Origin of the sequence: Streptoalloteichus hindustanus (assembly GCF_900129375.1) — a bacterium.
In the GTDB taxonomy this organism is placed as follows: Bacteria; Actinomycetota; Actinomycetes; order Mycobacteriales; family Pseudonocardiaceae; genus Streptoalloteichus; species Streptoalloteichus hindustanus.
In genome coordinates this window covers 564,021-580,936 of the sequence record NZ_FQVN01000003.1, presented here as the reverse complement: position 1 = coordinate 580,936, position 16,916 = coordinate 564,021, and the positions used below count along the sequence as shown (strand labels likewise).

Below are 16,916 nucleotides of genomic sequence, written 5' to 3'. Positions count from 1 at the left end.
TCCGCTGTGCGTTCCCACCCCTCGTCCCGGAGGCCACGTCGCTCCCTGACCCTCGGCGCCGCCGGCCTGGCCGTGTTCGCGGCGACGTTCTCACTCGTGCCCGGGGCGGTTCCGGCCGGCTCACCCTCGTCGACCGGCGCGAACGCGGTGCTCGCCGGCGTATCCCGGGCGTCCGCCACCGACCCCGACCTCGGGAGCCCGTCGGAGACGACGAGCCCGCCGCCGGCCCGTCCGCCCGCCGACGGCGACGCCGCCCACGACCCGCTCGCGCAGTTCCGCCGGCAGCAGCCGACCTGGGCGCCGTGCTCGTTCAACGGGGCGCTGGAGTGCGCGACGGTCATGGCGCCGATGGACTACCGGCACCCGGAGGCGGAGCGGATCACGCTGGCGGTCAGCCGACGCCGGGCCGCCGACCCCGCCCGACGGCGGGGCGTGCTGCTGCTCAACCCGGGCGGCCCCGGCGGCAGCGGGCTGCAGATGCCCAAGCTGCTCCTCGACCAACCCACCGCGCAGGTCTACGACCTGGTCGGGTTCGACCCGCGCGGGGTGGGGCGCTCCACGGCGCTGGCGTGCGAGCAGACGCCGATGCTGTACAAGCCGGAGTCCCGGCCCACCGACGACGTCTTCCCGTGGTGGGTGGCCTCGGCCAGGGAGTCCGAGGAGGCGTGCGCGCGGGCGGGCGGCGCCCTGCGCCCGCACGTGAACACCCCGAACACCGCCAGGGACATGGACCTCATCCGGTCGGTGCTCGGCGAGGAGAAGATCAACTACGTCGGGTACTCGTACGGCACCTACCTGGGGGCGGTGTACGGCAGCCTGTTCCCGGAGCGGCTGGACCGCAGCGTGCTCGACTCCTCGGTGCACCCGGACTGGATCTGGCGCGAGCAGTTCAAGCGCCAGGGCACGGCCTACCGGGACAACGTCGACCTGTGGGCCGAGTGGGCCGCGAAGCGGAACGCCACCCTCGGCCTCGGCGACTCCAGGGACGCGGTGCTGGGCACGGTGGAGCAGCTCGCCAGGAAGCTGTCCGGCCAGCCGGTGGCCGGCTACGACCGCTCGTCGCTGGACGGCGCCGTCGGCGTCGGCGCCCGGTACCGCCCGCTGTGGGCGGACCTGGCCAAGGTGGTCCGGTCGCTGCGGGACGGCAACTCGCTGGCGGCCACCCAGGACGCCGTGCGGGCCGGCCAGCTGATGACCGACGTGGCGCTGGCCGAGCTGCGCGCCGGGGTGTTCGACACCGTGACCTGCGAGGCGGACTGGCCGCAGGACACCGCCGCCTACCTGGAGGACATGCGGGTCTTCCGCGAGCGCTACCCCTACGGCTACGGCGTGATGCGGGCCGTGCCGTGGCCGTGCACGTTCCGCAGCTTCGCCCCGCCGGAGCGCCCGGTGCCGCTGCGGCGCGCCGGCTACCCGGTCGGCCTGGTCGTGCAGGCGGCGGGGGACACGCAGACCCAGTACGCCGGCGGCCCGGCGATGGCCGCGCGCCTGGCCCACCACCTGATCACGGTGTCCGACGAGGGCGAGCACGGCATGTACGGGTTCGGCAACGCCTGTGTCGACCAGCAGGTCAACGCCTACCTGGTGGATGGCATGCTCCCGCCGACGAGGTCGGAGTGCCCGGGGCGGGCGCGGCCGGAGGTGCCGGAGGACCCGCCGCAGGGCGGGCAGCCGCCCAAGCCCGCCACCGAGCTGACGCCGGAGGGGTCGATCGAGGAGTCGGTGCGGAACTACCTGGACGCCGGCCGCATCGTCGAACGCGCCTTCTGACCGCCCGCCGGAGCGAGTGGCCCGCTCCCCGTCGCCGCCCACCGGGCAGGCGACGGGGAGCTGTGCCGTTCCGGGCCGGGAGCGGGTCCACTGTGGACACTCACCGGAGGTTTCGCCCGTTTGTGGCACCCACTTCGAATTGCCGGCTCACCGGGCCTGAGAAACGATCAAACGTGAGGACGGACACATCTGCCTGGTGAGGAGCGCACCGTGGGCGAGGAACTGCGCCGGGGCTTCGGCGACGCGTGGTCCGCCGTGATCACGTTCGTCCCGAAGCTGATCGGCTTCCTGCTGGTCCTGCTCATCGGCTGGCTGGTCGCCAAGGGGCTGTCCAAGGCGGTCCACGTGCTGCTGACCAGGACCGGGTTCCCCCGGCTCGTCGAGCGGTCCGGCCTGGGCACGGTGCTGGCGCGCTCCCGGCTCGACGTCACGACGCTGATCGTCAAGCTGGTCTACTACTTCATCCTGCTGATCGCGCTGCAGGTCGCCTTCGGCGCCTTCGGGCCCAACCCGGTGAGCGACCTGCTCAACGACATCGTCGGCTACCTGCCGAGGATCGTCGTCGCGATCATCCTGGTGCTGATCGCCGCCGCGGTGGCCGGCGCCGTGCGCGACCTGGTGACCCAGGCCCTGGGCGGGCGGCCGTTCGGCCGGTGGGTCGGCACCCTGACCTACGTCTTCCTGGTCGCGCTCGGCGTGATCGCGGCGCTCAACCAGCTCGGCATCGCCACCTCGGTCACCCTGCCGGTGCTGATCACCGTGCTGGCGACCGTCGGCGGGATCCTCGTCGTGGGCGTCGGCGGTGGGCTGATCCAGCCGATGCAGCAGCGGTGGGGGCGCTGGCTGGAGAACATCCAGGAGCAGGCGCGCGACGCCCGGCAGCAGGCCCAGAGCAGCGGCGCGCACCGGGCGGCGCCGCCACCGCCTCCGTCCCAGGGGCACCCCCAGGCGCAGCAGGGGTACCCGCAGGCCCAGCCCCCGGCGCCGCCCCACGCTCCGCCGCAGGCGCCGCCCCCGCCGCCGTCCGGCCCGCCGGGGCCACCGCCCCCGGGCGCCGGCCCCCTGGGCGGGCCGCCACCCCAGGGCTACTACTGACCTCCTGCTGACGCTGACGCATCCAGGCCACCATCACCCCGGGCCCGGCGGACCTCCAACCGCCGGGCCCTTTCCTGTCGCCGCCTCCTGTCACCGCGCGGGCGTTGTGCGCCGGGCGCCATCACCCACTCGGCGGGTTCCGATCACCACCCGTCCGGGTTGGCCGCGAGGGCCCGTTTCTGTCAGACCCGAACGAGACGATGAAATCGGGGGTCCCCCCAGCTCTCGCTCACAGCGGAAATGATCTTGCGGGCGCGCGTGGTCATCACGCGCGGGCGGCTGGAGACGTGGTCGCGGTTGACTCGACTGCCCCTCGACGGCGGCCGGCTCGTGACTGACGTCTCGCTCGACCGCGCTGGACGCGGTGCTGGTCGGCAACGCCGCTGGTCAGCTGTGGTGCAGTTCACCGGGCTGGACGCTGGGAGCGGAATGCGCGCCGGGCGGAGGATGTTGTGCGAACCAGGTGATCGTGCGCTCCGGGGCTCGGTGGAAGTCCGAACCGGCGGTGACAGCCCGCGACCCGTCAACGTCCAGTTGGCGGCTGACCCGGTGGAACTCCGGGGCCGACGGTGAAAGTCCGGATGGTAGGTGGCGCACGCGTGCCGGCGGTCGGTGCTGCGCGCCTTCCGCCGGCCGCGTCCTACCCCGCCCCGGTCGTCGGGAAGGGAGGACGCGGTGGAGGCTCTGCTCCAGCACGGGGTGGTGGTGTTCGGGCAGCGGGTGGCGTGGGCCGAGCTGATCGGCCAGCTCTGCGCCCTGGCGGTGGTCTTCCTCGCCGACCGGCGCACGCTGTGGACCTGGCCGGTCCAGGTGGGGGCGACCGTCCTGTTGTTCGCGGTCTACTCCTCCGCGCACCTCGGCGGGCTGGCGACCAGGCAGGTCGTCATCCTGGTGATCTCCGTCTACGGCTGGTGGGCGTGGACCCGGCGGCGTGATCCGGTCTACGGCGTCGTCGTGCGCCGGGCCAGCGGGGTGGAACGCGGGGTGCTGGTCGGGGCCATGGTGCTGGGCACAGCCGCCGTGGCGTGGCTGTTGACGGCGCTGGACGCCTCGTGGGCGCCGTGGCCGGACGCGTGGATCTTCGTCGGCACGCTGGTGGCGTTCGCCGCGCAGGGCATGGGGCTGGTCGAGTTCTGGCTGGTGTGGCTGGCGGTCGACGCGGTGGGCGTTCCCTTGCAGCTCGCGTCGGGCCTGTGGTTCAGCGCCGCCATCTACGTCGTCTTCGCCGTCCTGGTGCTGCGAGGCTGGAGCCACTGGACGCGCACCGCCGCGCTCGCCCGGTCGAGCCGGCCGGTGATCGACCCGGTGAGCGGCTGACGCCAGGCCCGCTTCCCCGCCGCCTCGTGATCGCGACGGCCCGCCGAAGGATTCGGCGGGCCGTCGTCGTGTTCTCGCTGGGCTTTCTCGCCGCACGGGCGGCGGGACGGGAGTGACCACTAGTCCGGTTAGCGGTTGACTGTGCAACGACCTACTGGTGAGTTCACCTGGTGATCATCCGCACGACGGGGTGATCACCGAAAGGAGATCACCAGTGACATCGTCACGTCGTCTCGTCACGCTCGCCCTGCTCACCTCGGTCGGGGCCGGCCTCCTCGGCGCGGTGACGCCCGCGGCGGCCGCGGCCGAGCCGGCCGAGCCCGCCGCCGCGGCGCCCGCGCTCCGCACGGGGTTCGAGCTGTCCCGGGGCACCCGCTGGACCAGCGCCGCCGAGGAGGACGAGTTCCTCCGGCGCGTCGACGCCGCCAGCGACCGGGTCGCGGTCGAGCGGATCGGGACCACGACCCGGGGTCGGCCGCTGCGCCTGGTGCGGATCGGCGCTCCCGCGCCCCGCCCGGCCGGCTCGGGGACCACGGTGCTGTTCGTCTGCTCCCAGCACGGCGACGAGCCCGCCGGCCGCGAGGGCTGCCTGTCCACCCTGCGCGACCTCGCCTTCGCCCGCGACCAGCGGACCACCCAGCTGCTGCGGCGCACGACCGTGCTGTTCGTGCCGACGGCCAACCCCGACGGCCGCGAGGCCAACACCCGCGAGAACGGCTCGGGCGTCGACCTCAACCGCGACCACCTCGCCCTGGCCACGCCCGAGACCCGGGCGCTCGCCGCGGTCATGCGCGACCACCGGCCGGACGTCATCCACGACCTGCACGAGTACAGCGCCACGCCGCACTACTACGAGAAGGACGTCACCGCGCTCTGGCCGAGGAACCGCAACGTGGCGGACGGCGTGCACGACGAGTCGGTCCGGCTGTCGCGGGAGTTCGTCAAGCCCGACGTGGAGCGCGCCGGCTACACCGTCGGTGACTACGGGATCTGGACGGACCCCGAGACCGGCGAGCCGACCAAGCAGGTTGCCGGGGACGGCCAGGAGCGCATCCTGCGCAACACCGTGGGCCTCAAGCACGCGGTCGGCATGCTGCTGGAGAGCAAGGTCGACCCGAGGGACGCCGCCGAGGAGGCCGACCCCGCGCTCAACGCCCGGCGCCGGGTGGACTCCCAGCTCATCACCCTGCGCAGCACCCTGCGGATGGTGGACGAGCGCCGGACCAGCATCGCGCTGGCGACCGGGCTGAGCCGCGCGTCGGCGGCGACCAACCGCGGGCCGATCTCGTTCGCCGGCGCGGACAACGAGCAGCCCGCCCCGGACCAGGTCGAGACGAACCCGCCGTGCGGCTACCGGCTCACCGGGGAGCAGGTCGCCGAGGTCGGCGACGAGCTGGAGCTGCACGGCGTGCGCAGCGTCCCGGCCGGCGGCGGCAGGCGGTTCGTGCCGATGCACCAGCCGGCCCGTCGACTGGTGCCGCTGCTGCTCGACGCCCGGGCCAAGTTCCACCTGACCGAGGCGGAGCTCGTCCGCTGCTGACCCCGCGCGCGGCGGCCTCGGGGCACGACTTCCCCGAGGCCGCCGCACCGCGGCGAAATCAGTTGGCGAAACCCGTCCGGCGCTTGGAATCGTCGCGTCCGTGACGGAACCGGACATCGCGGACCGGCTGCGCCTGACCGCCTATCCGCGCTCGGCGGGCTACGACCCGCAGTGGCAGCTCGACAACATGATGGGGCCGAACGCCCTCTGGCTCACCGAGGCGCTGGGCGAGGTCCTGACGTGGACGCCCGGGATGCGGGTGCTCGACCTCGGTTGCGGGCGGGCGATGTCCTCGGTCTTCCTGGCCAGGGAGTTCGGCGCGCGGGTGTGGGCGGCGGACCTGTGGGTCCGGCCGACGGAGAACTGGGAGCGCGTGCGCGAGGCCGGGCTGGCCGACAGCGTCTACCCGGTCCACGTCGAGGCCCACGATCTGCCCTTCCCGCACGGGTTCTTCGACGCGATCGTCAGCCTGGACGCCTACCAGTACTTCGGGACCGACGACCTGTACCTGGGGTACCTGCTCCAGTTCCTGCGGCCGGGCGGGCAGCTGGGCATCGTCGTCCCCGGGCTGACCGAGGAGCTGGAGACGGTGCCCGAGTGGCTCGAACCGCACTTCGAGCCCGACTTCTGGTGCTTCCACTCCCCGGAGTGGTGGCGGCGGCACTGGACGCGCGGCGGGCAGGTGGACGTGCGGCGGGCGGACATGCTCCCGGACGGCTGGCGGCACTGGCTCCGGTGGGCCGAGGTGTGCGTGGAGACCAACGCGGGCGTGCGGCCGGACCTCACCGGGCGTGAGGTGGAGATGTTGCGGGCCGACGCCGGCCGCACCTTCGGCTTCACGCGGGTGGTGGCCCACAAGCGCTAGTCGCGTTCCGGGGCCGTGCGGCAGCGACGTGCCGCACGGCCCGGCCGGGCGTCACCTCGTGTAGATCGCGGCGATGTCCTCGGCGTAGGTCGAGGCCACCACGTTGCGCCGCAGCTTCAGGCTGGGCGTGAGCTCCCCGCCGGTCTCGGTGAAGTCGACCGGCAGGATGCGGAACTTCTTGATCGACTCGGCGTGCGAGACGGCCTTGTTGGCCTCGTCCACCGCGGCCTGGATCTCCGCCCGCAGGTCGGGGTCGTCGACCAGGTCGGACACCTCGGCCTCGGCCGGTTTGCCGTGCTGGGCCTTCCACGCCGGGAAGAACTCCGGGTCGACGGTGATCAGCGCGCCGATGAAGGGCTGCTTGTCGCCGACGACCATGCACTGGCTGATCAGCGGGTGCACCCGCAGCCGGTCCTCCAGCACCGCGGGCGCGACGTTCTTGCCGCCGGCGGTGACGATGATCTCCTTCTTGCGACCGGTGATGCGCAGGAAGCCCTCGTCGTCCAGCTCCCCGAGGTCGCCGGTGTGGAACCAGCCGTCCTCCAGGGCGTCCCTGGTCGCCGCCTCGTTGTTGCGGTACGAGCGGAACACGACCTCGCCCTTGACCAGGACCTCGCCGTCCTCGGCGATGCGCACCGACGTGCCGGCGATCGGCCGGCCCACCGTCCCGATCCGCAGCGCGTCGGCGGTGTTCACGCAGGCCGCGGCGCTGGTCTCGGTCAGGCCGTAGCCCTCGAAGACGGTCACGCCCGCGCCGCGGAAGAAGTGCGCCAGCCGGTCGCCCAGCGGCGCGCCGCCGGAGACCGCCGCGATGCACCGGCCGCCCAGCGCCGCCCGCAGCTTGCTGAAGACGAGCTTGTCGAACAGCAGGTGCTTGAGCTTGAGGCCCAGGCCGACCGAGCCGCGGTCCCGCGCCTCGCTGTAGCCGACCGCGGTCTCCTCGGCGATGTCGAAGATCCGGCCCTTGCCGGTGGAGTGCGCCTTCTGCTTCGCGCCGTTGTAGACCTTCTCGAACACCCTCGGCACCGCGACGACGAAGTTGGGGCGGAAGGTGCTGAGGTCGGTGACCAGGTTCTTGATGTCGGGGGTGTGGCCGATCGTGGCCCTGGCGTAGACGCAGCAGATGGTGATCGCCCTGGCCAGGACGTGGGCCAGCGGCAGGAACATCAGCAGTGAGCTGCCCGGCGCCATGAGCTGCGGGAACGCCGCGACGTCGGAGCGGACCTCGCCCAGCAGGTTGCGGTGGCTCAGCTCGCAGCCCTTGGGGCGGCCGGTGGTGCCGGAGGTGTAGATGATCGTGGCGAGGTCGTCGGCGCGCACGGCGCGGCTGCGGGAGCGCACCTCGGCGTCGGGCAGCTCGGCGCCCAGCGCCCGCAGCTCCTCGACGGCGTCGTGGCGGTCCCCGCCCTCGATCTGCCAGACGTGCCGCACGTCGGGCAGCCGGTCCCGCACGCCGTCCAGCGTGGCGCGGTGCGCGTCCGTCTCGACCAGGACGGCCGAGGCCCCGGAGTCGGACAGGATCCACTGCACCTGCTCGGCGGAGGAGGTCTCGTAGACGGGGACGCTGGCGCAGCCCGCCGCCCAGATCGCGAAGTCGAGCAGCGTCCACTCGTAGCGGGTGCGGGCCATCAGCGCGATCCGCTCCCCGGGCGCGATCCCCGCCGCGACCAGGCCCTTCGCCACGGCGAGGACCTGGTCGGCGAACTCGCGGGCGGTGACGTCCACCCACGCGCCGTCGATCCGCCGGCGGAAGCTCACGGCGGTGCCGAAGCGTTCCGCGTTGGCCCACACCATGTCGGTGAGGTTCTCCTCGTCGGCCACCGGTGTGGTGGCCGGGACGCTGAACTCACGCACGTCAACCTCCGAGCGGTGGGTTACTGGCGGGAAACTTAGCGTGCGGGGACCCGCAGACGATAGGCCTCGCCAGGCATGGAAAGCGAGGGTGGCACCCTTCGCGCGTGCCTTCTGTCGACCTCATGGACGAGACGTTCGTCGCCGTGCCCCCGGCCGCGGTGGCCGCGGTGTTCGCGGATTCGGCCGCCTGCCGTCGTTTCTGGCCGGATCTGGTCCTGGAGGTCTACGCGGACCGGGGCGCCGAGGGCGTGCGCTGGGCGGTGCGGGGCGCGCTGGTCGGCACCATGGAGGTCTGGCTGGAGCCGGTGCTGGACGGCACCGTCCTGCACTACTTCCTGCGCGCCGACGGCGCCGGCCCCGGCGGTCAGCCGGCCCCGCTGCCGCCGAAGGCCGCCGCGCGCGAGGCGCGTCGCCGGCTGCTGGCGGCCAAGGCGGTCGCGTTCGAGGTCAAGGCCGCGCTGGAGGCCGGCCGCCCGGCCGGCTGCCCGCCCGCCGGGTCGGCGACGCCCGGGTCGGCGACGCCCGGGTCGGCGACGCCCGGGTCGGGGGCGGACGGCTGACCCGTCGCCGTCCCACCGGCGGGTGATCACTCCCCCGTCCGGCCCTAGGGTGGGGGAGTGCGGATCCATGTGGTGTCGGACGTGCACGGCAACGCCGAGGCGCTGGCCAGGGCGGGCGACGGCGCGGACGCCCTGCTCGTGCTGGGCGACCTGCTGGAGTTCGTCGACTACGAGGACCACTCGAAGGGCATCCTCGGCGCGGTGTTCGGCCCGGAGCGGGTGGCCCGGTTCGCCCACCTGCGCAACCACGGCGCGCCGGGGGAGGCCGGGCGGTACGCGCGGTCGCTGTGGGCCGAGCTGGACGACCCGGGCGCGGTGGTCGAGGCCGCGGCCCGCGAGCAGTACGCGGCGATGTTCGGCGCCCTGACCGCGCCCACCTACGCCACCCCGGGCAACGTCGACGCGCCGGCGCTGTGGCCGGAGTTCACCGACCACATCCACGTGCTCGACGGCGAGGTCACCGAGATCGGCGGCCTGCGGGTCGGCTTCGTCGGGGGCGCGCTGCTGCCGCCGGGCGGCCAGCTGTGGCGGCGGAACTCGCCGTGGGCGCCGCACCTGCGCACGGCGGAGGACTACGCGGAGGCCGTGGCCGGTCTGCACGCGGTCGACGTGCTGTGCAGCCACATCCCGCCGGCGGTCGCCGAACTGACCTACGACGTGCGGGCGCGCAAGGACGAGCTGGGCTCGACGCACCTGCTGGAGCTGATCCACCGGCAGCGGCCGCGGTGGTCGCTGTTCGGCCACGTGCACCAGCCGTTGGCCCGGCGGGTGCGGATCGGGCACACCGAGTGCGTCAACGTGGGGCACTTCCGCCGCAGCGGGGAGCCGTTCGTCCTGCACTGGTGAGCGCGGAGAACCGGCTCCGTGGCGTGCCTCGCCGCACGACTCCCGGGGCGGGAGCGGCGCGGTAGCCTGCGGACATGGCCGACCAGTCCACCCAGTCCATCGTCATCGACGCCGAGCCGGAGAAGATCATGGCGGTGATCGCGGACTTCGCGGCGTACCCGGAGTGGGCCAACGGCGTGCGGCGGACCGAGGTGCTGGAGACGGGCCCGGACGGCCGGCCGGCGCGGGTCCGGTTCGAGCTGGACGCCGGGGTGGTCAAGGACGAGTACGTGCTGGCCTACGAGTGGTCGGCCGACGGGCTGGCGGTGAGCTGGCAGCTGGTGAAGGGCCAGATGCAGAAGGCACAGCGGGGCAGTTACGTGCTGGAGCCGCAGGCCGGGGTGACCAGGGTGACCTACTCGCTGTCGGTCGAGCTGGCGATCCCGATGATCGGCCTGTTCAAGCGCAAGGCGGAAAAGATGATCATGGACTCCGCGCTCAGGGAGCTGCGCCGGCACGTCGAGCGGGCCGCCTGACCCCCGCCGCCGGCCCCGCCTGTCGGCCCTGCCTGTCAGCGGGGCCCGTCACGCGGGCCCGGTGATCGGTCCGACCGCCACCGGGGCGACCCGAATGGCACGGACGGGTGGCCGTGGCGGAAGATGCGACGCGTGCGCGTCCTGCTGTTCACCGGCAAGGGCGGCGTGGGCAAGACGACCCTCGCCGCCGCCACCGCCGCACACCTGGCCCGCTCCGGGCGCAAGGTCCTGGTCGTCTCCACCGACCCCGCGCACTCGCTGGCCGACGTCCTCGGGACGCCCGCCGGCCCCGAACCGTCCGAAGTGGACAGTGAGGCCGGCGGCGGCCTGTTCGTGTCCCATGTGGACACCCGGCGGCTGGTCGACGACGCGTGGCGCGAGCTGCGCCGCCACCTGGGCACCGTGCTCGCCGGCGCCGGCGTGGACGAGCTGGCCGCCGAGGAGCTGACCGTCCTGCCCGGCGTGGAGGAGCTGCTCGCCCTGGCCGAGGTGGAGCGGCTCAGCCGCGGCGGCCCGTGGGACACCGTGGTCGTGGACTGCGCGCCGACGGCCGAGACGGTGCGGCTGCTCGCCGTGCCCGAGGCGTTCGCCACCTACCTGGAGCGGCTGTTCCCCACCCACCGGCGGGTGGTGCGGGGCCTGCTCGCCGGCTTGGCCGGCGGCTCCGTCGAGCGGTGGGACGCCGCCGCGGACGCCCTCGGCCGCCTGGCGGGGCGGCTGGCCGAGCTGCGGGCCCTGCTCACCGAGCGCGAGGGCACGAGCGTGCGCCTGGTGCTCACGCCGGAGCGGGTGGTCGCGGCCGAGGCCCGCCGCACCCTGACCGCCCTGGCCCTGCACGGAATCCGGGTCGACGGGCTGGTCGTCAACCGACTGCTGCCCGACCCCGGCGCCGAGGACTCGCCGGCCGCCCGGTGGATGCGGACCCGGCGCGCCGAGCAGGACGCGGTGCTCGCCGAGCTGCGCGGCGCGGCGGAGCTGGCGGTCGTGGGCGACGCGCCGCTGCGCGTGGTGGAGCACCGGGCCGCGGAGCCCGTCGGTGTCCCCGCCCTGGTCGAGCTGGCCGCCCAGCTCTACGGCGACGACGACCCGTTGGCCGGGCCCGCCGGCCAGCCCCTGGTGTCGGTCACCGGCGGCGGCCGGGCGCTGGACTCCGAGTTCCACCTGCGGCTGGCGGTGCCGCTGCCGGCCGAGGCCGAGATCGACCTGGCCAGGGTCGGCGACGAACTGGCGGTGACCGTCGACGGCCGGCGCCGGCTCGTCGCGCTGCCGGCGGTGCTGCGCCGCTGCGAGGTCAGCGACGCCACCGCCGACGAGGCCGGCCTGCTGGTGTCCTTCCGGCCCGATCCCCGGCTGTGGATGCGGTGACGTCCGCCCCGACGCGGAGAGGGCGGGGGCGCGCGGCTCACCGACGTGGCGGAGGGAGGCGTGGGGTGGACTCGGCGTTTCGGGCACGCACTCCCGTCCCCGGCGCCAGCCTGCCGTTCCGCCAAACTCTGTCGCTGCCCAGCGCCGCCGCCAGCACCGCCGCCCTCCTGCGGCCGCCGGCCGTGGCCGCCCGCCGATTGGAGTGTCGATGAACGCGAACAGGAACCCGGGAGGGGAGCACGGGGACGCCGGCGGCCGGCTGGCCGAGGAGCTGCGCTCGTTGGTCGACGCCGTCGCCGAGCGCGCGGAGCCGTGGCTGGAGCGGATGCGCGCCGGCGCGGAGGCCGGCCACGACGCCGGGGCCTGCGGCTGGTGCCCGGTCTGCCAGGGCCTCGCGCTGCTGCGGGGCGAGCGCCCCGAGCTCGCCGGGCGGATCACCGAGCAGGTGACCGGCCTGGTGGCGACGCTGCGGGCCGTGGTCGAGCAGGGCGGCGGCACGGGGCAGCGGCGGGAGGAGCCGCCGACGCCAGCTGATCCGACGTCGGCCGACCCGGTGGCGGCTGACCCGACGCCGGCTGACCGGGCGCCGGCCGCCGACCAGGCCGCGGCGGAGCCCCGGGTGCGTCGGATCACCGTGCGCCGCGCCGCCCCGACCGGGGACGGAGGGGCCGAGTGCTGACTGTCGGCATCGACGTCGGCGGCACCAGCGTCCGCGCCGGCGTCGTCGACGCGCGGGGCGCCGTGCTCGACACGACCAGGGCGCCCACCCCGCCCGGCGCCGAGGCGTTGGAGGACGCCATCGTGCACGCCGTCGAGGAGCTGGCCGGGCGGCACGACGTGGCCGCCGTGGGCCTGGCCGTCGCCGGGTTCGTCACCGCCGACCGGCGGAGCGTCCGGTTCGCCCCGCACCTGGCCTGGCGGGGTGTGCCGGTGGCCGACCGCGTCTCGGCGCGGCTGGGGCTGCCGGCGGTGCTCGAACACGACGCGAACGCCGCGGCGCTCGCCGAGTACCGGTTCGGCGCGGCCCGCGGCGCGCACGTCGCCGTGCTGGTGGCCCTGGGCACCGGGATCGGCGGCGCGCTGCTGGTCGACGGGCGGGTGTTCCGGGGCGCGCACGGCGTCGCGCCCGAGCTGGGGCACCTCCGGCTGGTACCGGACGGCCGCGCCTGCGCGTGCGGCAAGCGGGGTTGCTGGGAGCGGTACTGCAGCGGCACGGCGTTGGCCGCGACCGCCGTCGAACTGCTCGCCGAGTACCCCGGATCGTCGACCGTGCTCGGCAGGGAGGCGGCCGGCGATCCGGGCGCGGTCACCGGTCGCCGCGTCGCCGGCGCGGCCAGGGACGGCGACCCGCTCGCCCAGCGCGCCGTCGCCGACCTCGCCCGCTGGCTGGGGGAGGGCCTGGCGCTGGTCGCCGACGTCTACGACCCGGAGGTCGTGGTGATCGGCGGCGGCGTCTCCGCGTCGGCCCCGCTGTTCCTCGACGACGCGCGGCAGCACTACGCCTCGGTGGTCACCGGGGCCGGGCACCGCCCGCTCGCCCGCATCCGCACCGCCCAGCTCGGCGACGACGCCGGCATCGTCGGCGCCGCGGCCATGGCCCACGACCTCGCCGTGGACGTCGTGCGCAACGGCCGCCCCGCGCGCTGACCTCCGCCGGCCGGGCCGGTGGCGGAGCGAGCCCGGAGCCGCGCCCTCAGACCTGGGCGCCGTCGTCCCATCCCGAGTCCGGGGGCGGCCCCTGGCGCATCCGCAGCACCAGCCAGGCGATGCCGCTGGTCAGGGCGATCAGCGCCAGCGGCATGGCGAGCTGGTGGCTCAGCCCGACGAGCGAGGGGACGACGAGCAGCAGCACCCCCACCACCAGCAGCGCCAACGCCCCCACGGTCGGCGCCCGCAGCGGCGGGAGGGGCGGCGGCTCCGGCGGCACGTAGTGGTCGTCCGGCGAGTCCGCCGGGGGCGACCCGGCTTCGGGGGACGCGCCCCGAGCCATCCCCTGACCGGACACAGTGGACGGAGCCGGTGGCTCCGGCGCCGTCCCCACGCCGCCCCCTGGCCGGTCGACCGCGCCCGCGGCGTCGGGCGAGGCGGCGTCGGGGCGGACGGGCCGGTCCGGGCGTTGGTCGAGCTCGGCCTCGTCGGGCCAGCGCAGGCCGCCCTCCCGTTCGAGGTCCGCGACGATCTCGGCGAACGCCGCGTCGACGTCCTCCGGGCCGTCCTGGCTGGGGGTGCGTCCGGTCATTCCCCCGGCCTCCCTTGCCTCGCGCCGAAAGGTGTCCCGCCATGATGGCAGGGGGTCCGGCCCCGCGGCACCGAGCGACCACCCGGATGCCGGCGGGCGGGGCCGCGTCACGCGGGCGGCTCACCCGCCTGCCGGGGCCGACGTTGTGCCGGCCGTCCGGCGCTCCGTACGCTGGTTACCGAGTGTGTGCTGGAGGGAGGCGCTCCGCGAGTGCTGTACTGGCTGATGAAGTACGTCCTGCTCGGTCCGCTGATGCGGGCTGCGTGCCGGCCGCGGATCGAGGGGCTGGAGCACATCCCGGGCACCGGTGGCGCCATCCTGGCCAGCAACCACGTCGCGGTCGCGGACTCGTTCTTCCTCCCGCTGATGGTGCCGCGCCGGGTCACCTTCCTGGCCAAGCGCGAGTACTTCACCGGGCGCGGCCTGAAGGGCCGGTTCAAGAAGTACTTCTTCTCCGGCGTCGGGCAGGTGCCGATCGACCGGTCCAGCGCGCTGGCCGCCCAGGCCGCGCTGGACACCGGGGTGCGGCTGCTGAGCGAGGGCCGGCTGCTCGGCATCTACCCGGAGGGCACGCGCTCCCCGGACGGCCGGCTGTACAAGGGCAAGACCGGCGTGGCCCGGATGGCACTGGAGGCCGGCGTCCCGGTCATCCCGGTGGCGATGTTCGGCACCGAGGAGGTCAACCCCATCGGGTCGCGGATGTGGCGGCCCCGCCCGGTGCGGATCGTCGTGGGCGAGCCGCTGGACTTCTCCCGGTACGAGGGGCTGGCCGGCGACCGGTTCGTCGAGCGGTCGATCACTGACGAGATCATGTACGCGCTGATGGAGCTGACCGGGCGCGAGTACGTCGACGTCTACGCCGCCAAGGTCAAGGACGAGCTCGCCGCGTCGGGCGGGGACGGCGGGGACTGGCGGGACCGCCCGGCGGCCTGACCGGCCGCCGTTCGGAGGCGTTCGGGTGGGCGTTGACAAGCCGCCGATCGGGGCCTTTTAGGCTTGGTCGGTGCGGTTCTTCTACGACTGCGAGTTCATCGAGGATGGTAGGACCATCGACCTGGTGTCGATCGGGGTCGTGGACGAGGAGGGCCGCGAGTTCTACGCCGTGTCCACCGAGTTCGACCCGGACCGGGCGGGGCCGTGGGTGCGGCAGCACGTCCTGCCCAAGCTCCCTCCACCGTCCGACCCGACCTGGCGCGGCCGCTCGCGCATCCGCGACGAGCTGTTCGAGTTCCTGACCGCCCACGGCGGCGAGGTCGAGCTGTGGGCCTGGTTCGCCGCCTACGACCACGTGGCGCTGGCCCAGCTCTGGGGCGCGATGCCCGCCCTGCCCCAGCCGATCCCCCGGTTCACCCGCGACCTGCGGCAGCGCTGGGAGGACACGGGCAAGCCGAAGCTGCCGCCGGCCCCGCTCGACGCGCACGACGCGCTGGCCGACGCGCGGCACAACCTCGCGCGCTGGCGGGTGATCGAGGAGCACCGGCGCCGCCTCGGCCAGCGCTGAGCCACCCGGCCGCCACCCGTTCGTCCCCGGGGCGTGCCCGGACCGCGTCCGGTCCGGGCACGCCCCGCCGTCCGCCGGCCGAATCCCGCTCGCCATGTGGGCAATTCGACACCCCCCGTTGCTGCACCGATCCAGAGCGTGGCAGGCTCGACCCCGTGGTATGCGACGCCGGTCACAGCGGCCGGCTCGGCGAACAGGAGCTGCCCGTGGGTGAGGCGCGGTGTTCCTCCGCCCGCGAGCGGCGGTCGGGCGCGGGTGTCCCGAAGTGATCTCGGGTGCGGGCGTCCCGCAGAACGGAGGCGAGCGAGCAGATGCGCATCGGCGTGCTCACGGGCGGCGGTGACTGCCCCGGCCTGAACGCGGTGATCAGGGCGGTCGTCCGCAAGGGCATCGAGGTGTACGGCCACGAGGTCGTCGGGTTCCTCAACGGCTGGCGCGGTCCGGTCGAGGGGCAGGTCCGCCCGCTGGGGCTCGACGACGTGGAGGACATCCTCACCAGGGGCGGCACCGTTCTCCGGTCGTCCCGGACCAACCCGTACAAGATCGACGGTGGGGTGGAGCGCATTCGGGAGAACCTGGCCAGGTACGGGGTGGACGCGCTGGTCGCCATCGGCGGCGAGGACACCCTCGGCGTGGCCAGGCGGCTGGTCGACGAGGGCATCGGCGTCGTCGGCGTGCCGAAGACGATCGACAACGACCTGTCCGCGACCGACTACACGTTCGGCTTCGACACCGCGGTGCACATCGCGACCGAGGCGATCGACCGCCTGCGGACCACGGCCGAGTCGCACCACCGGGCGCTGGTCGTCGAGGTGATGGGCCGGCACGCGGGGTGGATCGCGCTGCACTCCGGCCTGGCCGGCGGCGCGAACGTGATCCTCGTGCCGGAGCGGCCGTTCTCGGTGGCCAAGGTCTGCGAGTGGGTGCGGCGCCGGTTCGAGCGCGAGTACGCGCCGATCATCGTGGTCGCCGAGGGCGCGGTGCCCGAGGGCGGCGCCGAGGTGCTGCAGACCGGGGAGACGGACGCGTTCGGGCACGTCCGGCTGGGCGGCGTCGGCACCTGGCTGGCCGACGAGCTCGCGGCGCGCACCGGCAAGGAGTCCAGGGCGGTCGTGCTGGGCCACACCCAGCGCGGCGGCACCCCGACCGCCTACGACCGGGTACTGGCCACGCGGTTCGGCCTGCACGCGGTGGACGCGGTGCACGAGGGCGACTTCGGCGTGATGGTCGCGCTGCGCGGCACGGAGATCACGCGGGTCAAGCTGGCCGAGGCCACGGCGGAGCTGAAGACCGTGCCGCTGGAGCGCTACGCCGAGGCCGAGGTCTTCTTCGGTTGATCGGCTGATCCCGGCGTCCGGTCGGCCGGTCCGGCCGGTCGCCCGGGGGGAACGCTGGACGGGTGGGAGGTACCCATGCGGCGCGGAGGCAGGGGGCGCCGCATGGGTACCG

The 16,916-nt window shown here is 74.5% G+C and carries 16 protein-coding genes and 1 riboswitch; of the genes, 14 read left to right on the top strand and 2 right to left on the bottom strand.

Annotated features, from left to right (window positions below; translation table 11 throughout):
* Positions 1 to 6: 6 nt before the first annotated feature.
* The 5 genes from BUE43_RS11810 (at position 7) to BUE43_RS11790 (ending at position 6,587) form a co-directional block, all read left to right on the top strand.
* Positions 7 to 1,770, top strand: a complete 1,764-nt coding sequence (locus BUE43_RS11810) for an alpha/beta fold hydrolase (RefSeq protein ID WP_143174097.1) — start codon at positions 7 to 9, stop codon at positions 1,768 to 1,770.
* A 210-nt stretch (positions 1,771 to 1,980) separates the two neighbouring features.
* Positions 1,981 to 2,865: a mechanosensitive ion channel family protein gene (locus tag BUE43_RS35590; protein WP_073482099.1), complete on the top strand. Its 885-nt coding sequence runs from the start codon at positions 1,981 to 1,983 to the stop codon at positions 2,863 to 2,865.
* Positions 2,866 to 3,334: 469 nt separating this feature from the next.
* Positions 3,335 to 3,462: riboswitch (FMN riboswitch) on the top strand.
* A 78-nt stretch (positions 3,463 to 3,540) separates the two neighbouring features.
* Positions 3,541 to 4,182 (top strand): nicotinamide mononucleotide transporter family protein, encoded by a 642-nt coding sequence (locus tag BUE43_RS11800; protein ID WP_073482096.1) that lies wholly within the window; start codon positions 3,541 to 3,543, stop codon positions 4,180 to 4,182.
* 214 nt (positions 4,183 to 4,396) lie between these two features.
* The gene (locus BUE43_RS11795) at positions 4,397 to 5,722 is read left to right on the top strand and encodes a M14 family metallopeptidase (RefSeq protein WP_234995667.1); all 1,326 of its coding nucleotides are present in this window, start codon (positions 4,397 to 4,399) and stop codon (positions 5,720 to 5,722) included.
* A 100-nt stretch (positions 5,723 to 5,822) separates the two neighbouring features.
* The gene (locus BUE43_RS11790) at positions 5,823 to 6,587 is read left to right on the top strand and encodes an SAM-dependent methyltransferase (RefSeq protein WP_200797465.1); all 765 of its coding nucleotides are present in this window, start codon (positions 5,823 to 5,825) and stop codon (positions 6,585 to 6,587) included.
* Between the two features lie 51 nt (positions 6,588 to 6,638).
* Here the strand turns inward: BUE43_RS11790 and BUE43_RS11785 are convergent, their stop codons facing one another.
* Positions 6,639 to 8,441 carry an AMP-dependent synthetase/ligase gene (locus BUE43_RS11785; RefSeq protein WP_073482090.1) on the bottom strand — a complete coding sequence of 601 codons (1,803 nt, stop codon included), beginning with the start codon at positions 8,439 to 8,441 and terminating at the stop codon, positions 6,639 to 6,641.
* 122 nt (positions 8,442 to 8,563) lie between these two features.
* On the opposite strand from BUE43_RS11785, the gene BUE43_RS11780 reads away from it, so the two are divergent.
* The 6 genes from BUE43_RS11780 (at position 8,564) to BUE43_RS11755 (ending at position 13,374) form a co-directional block, all read left to right on the top strand.
* The gene (locus BUE43_RS11780) at positions 8,564 to 9,001 is read left to right on the top strand and encodes a polyketide cyclase / dehydrase and lipid transport (RefSeq protein ID WP_073482087.1); all 438 of its coding nucleotides are present in this window, start codon (positions 8,564 to 8,566) and stop codon (positions 8,999 to 9,001) included.
* A 57-nt stretch (positions 9,002 to 9,058) separates the two neighbouring features.
* Complete coding sequence (locus tag BUE43_RS11775; RefSeq protein WP_073482083.1) at positions 9,059 to 9,847, top strand: metallophosphoesterase family protein; 789 nt, start codon at positions 9,059 to 9,061, stop codon at positions 9,845 to 9,847.
* A 74-nt stretch (positions 9,848 to 9,921) separates the two neighbouring features.
* Complete coding sequence (locus BUE43_RS11770; protein ID WP_073482080.1) at positions 9,922 to 10,362, top strand: SRPBCC family protein; 441 nt, start codon at positions 9,922 to 9,924, stop codon at positions 10,360 to 10,362.
* 132 nt (positions 10,363 to 10,494) lie between these two features.
* The gene (locus BUE43_RS11765) at positions 10,495 to 11,727 is read left to right on the top strand and encodes an ArsA family ATPase (RefSeq protein WP_073482077.1); all 1,233 of its coding nucleotides are present in this window, start codon (positions 10,495 to 10,497) and stop codon (positions 11,725 to 11,727) included.
* Between the two features lie 208 nt (positions 11,728 to 11,935).
* The gene (locus BUE43_RS11760; protein ID WP_073482074.1) at positions 11,936 to 12,406 is read left to right on the top strand and encodes a hypothetical protein; all 471 of its coding nucleotides are present in this window, start codon (positions 11,936 to 11,938) and stop codon (positions 12,404 to 12,406) included.
* Between the two features lie 8 nt (positions 12,407 to 12,414).
* Positions 12,415 to 13,374 carry an ROK family protein gene (locus BUE43_RS11755; protein WP_073482687.1) on the top strand — a complete coding sequence of 320 codons (960 nt, stop codon included), beginning with the start codon at positions 12,415 to 12,417 and terminating at the stop codon, positions 13,372 to 13,374.
* 46 nt (positions 13,375 to 13,420) lie between these two features.
* On the opposite strand, the gene BUE43_RS11750 is transcribed toward BUE43_RS11755, so the two are convergent.
* Entirely contained in the window at positions 13,421 to 13,966 is a 546-nt protein-coding gene (locus BUE43_RS11750) for a hypothetical protein (protein WP_073482071.1), read from the bottom strand.
* Positions 13,967 to 14,176: 210 nt separating this feature from the next.
* On the opposite strand from BUE43_RS11750, the gene BUE43_RS11745 reads away from it, so the two are divergent.
* From BUE43_RS11745 to BUE43_RS11735, 3 genes are all read left to right on the top strand, one after another.
* Positions 14,177 to 14,899: a lysophospholipid acyltransferase family protein gene (locus BUE43_RS11745; protein WP_073482068.1), complete on the top strand. Its 723-nt coding sequence runs from the start codon at positions 14,177 to 14,179 to the stop codon at positions 14,897 to 14,899.
* Positions 14,900 to 14,969: 70 nt separating this feature from the next.
* Entirely contained in the window at positions 14,970 to 15,467 is a 498-nt protein-coding gene (locus tag BUE43_RS11740; protein ID WP_073482064.1) for a polyadenylate-specific 3'-exoribonuclease AS, read from the top strand.
* A gap of 311 nt (positions 15,468 to 15,778) precedes the next feature.
* Entirely contained in the window at positions 15,779 to 16,804 is a 1,026-nt protein-coding gene (locus BUE43_RS11735) for a 6-phosphofructokinase (RefSeq protein WP_073482061.1), read from the top strand.
* Positions 16,805 to 16,916 lie beyond the last annotated feature (112 nt).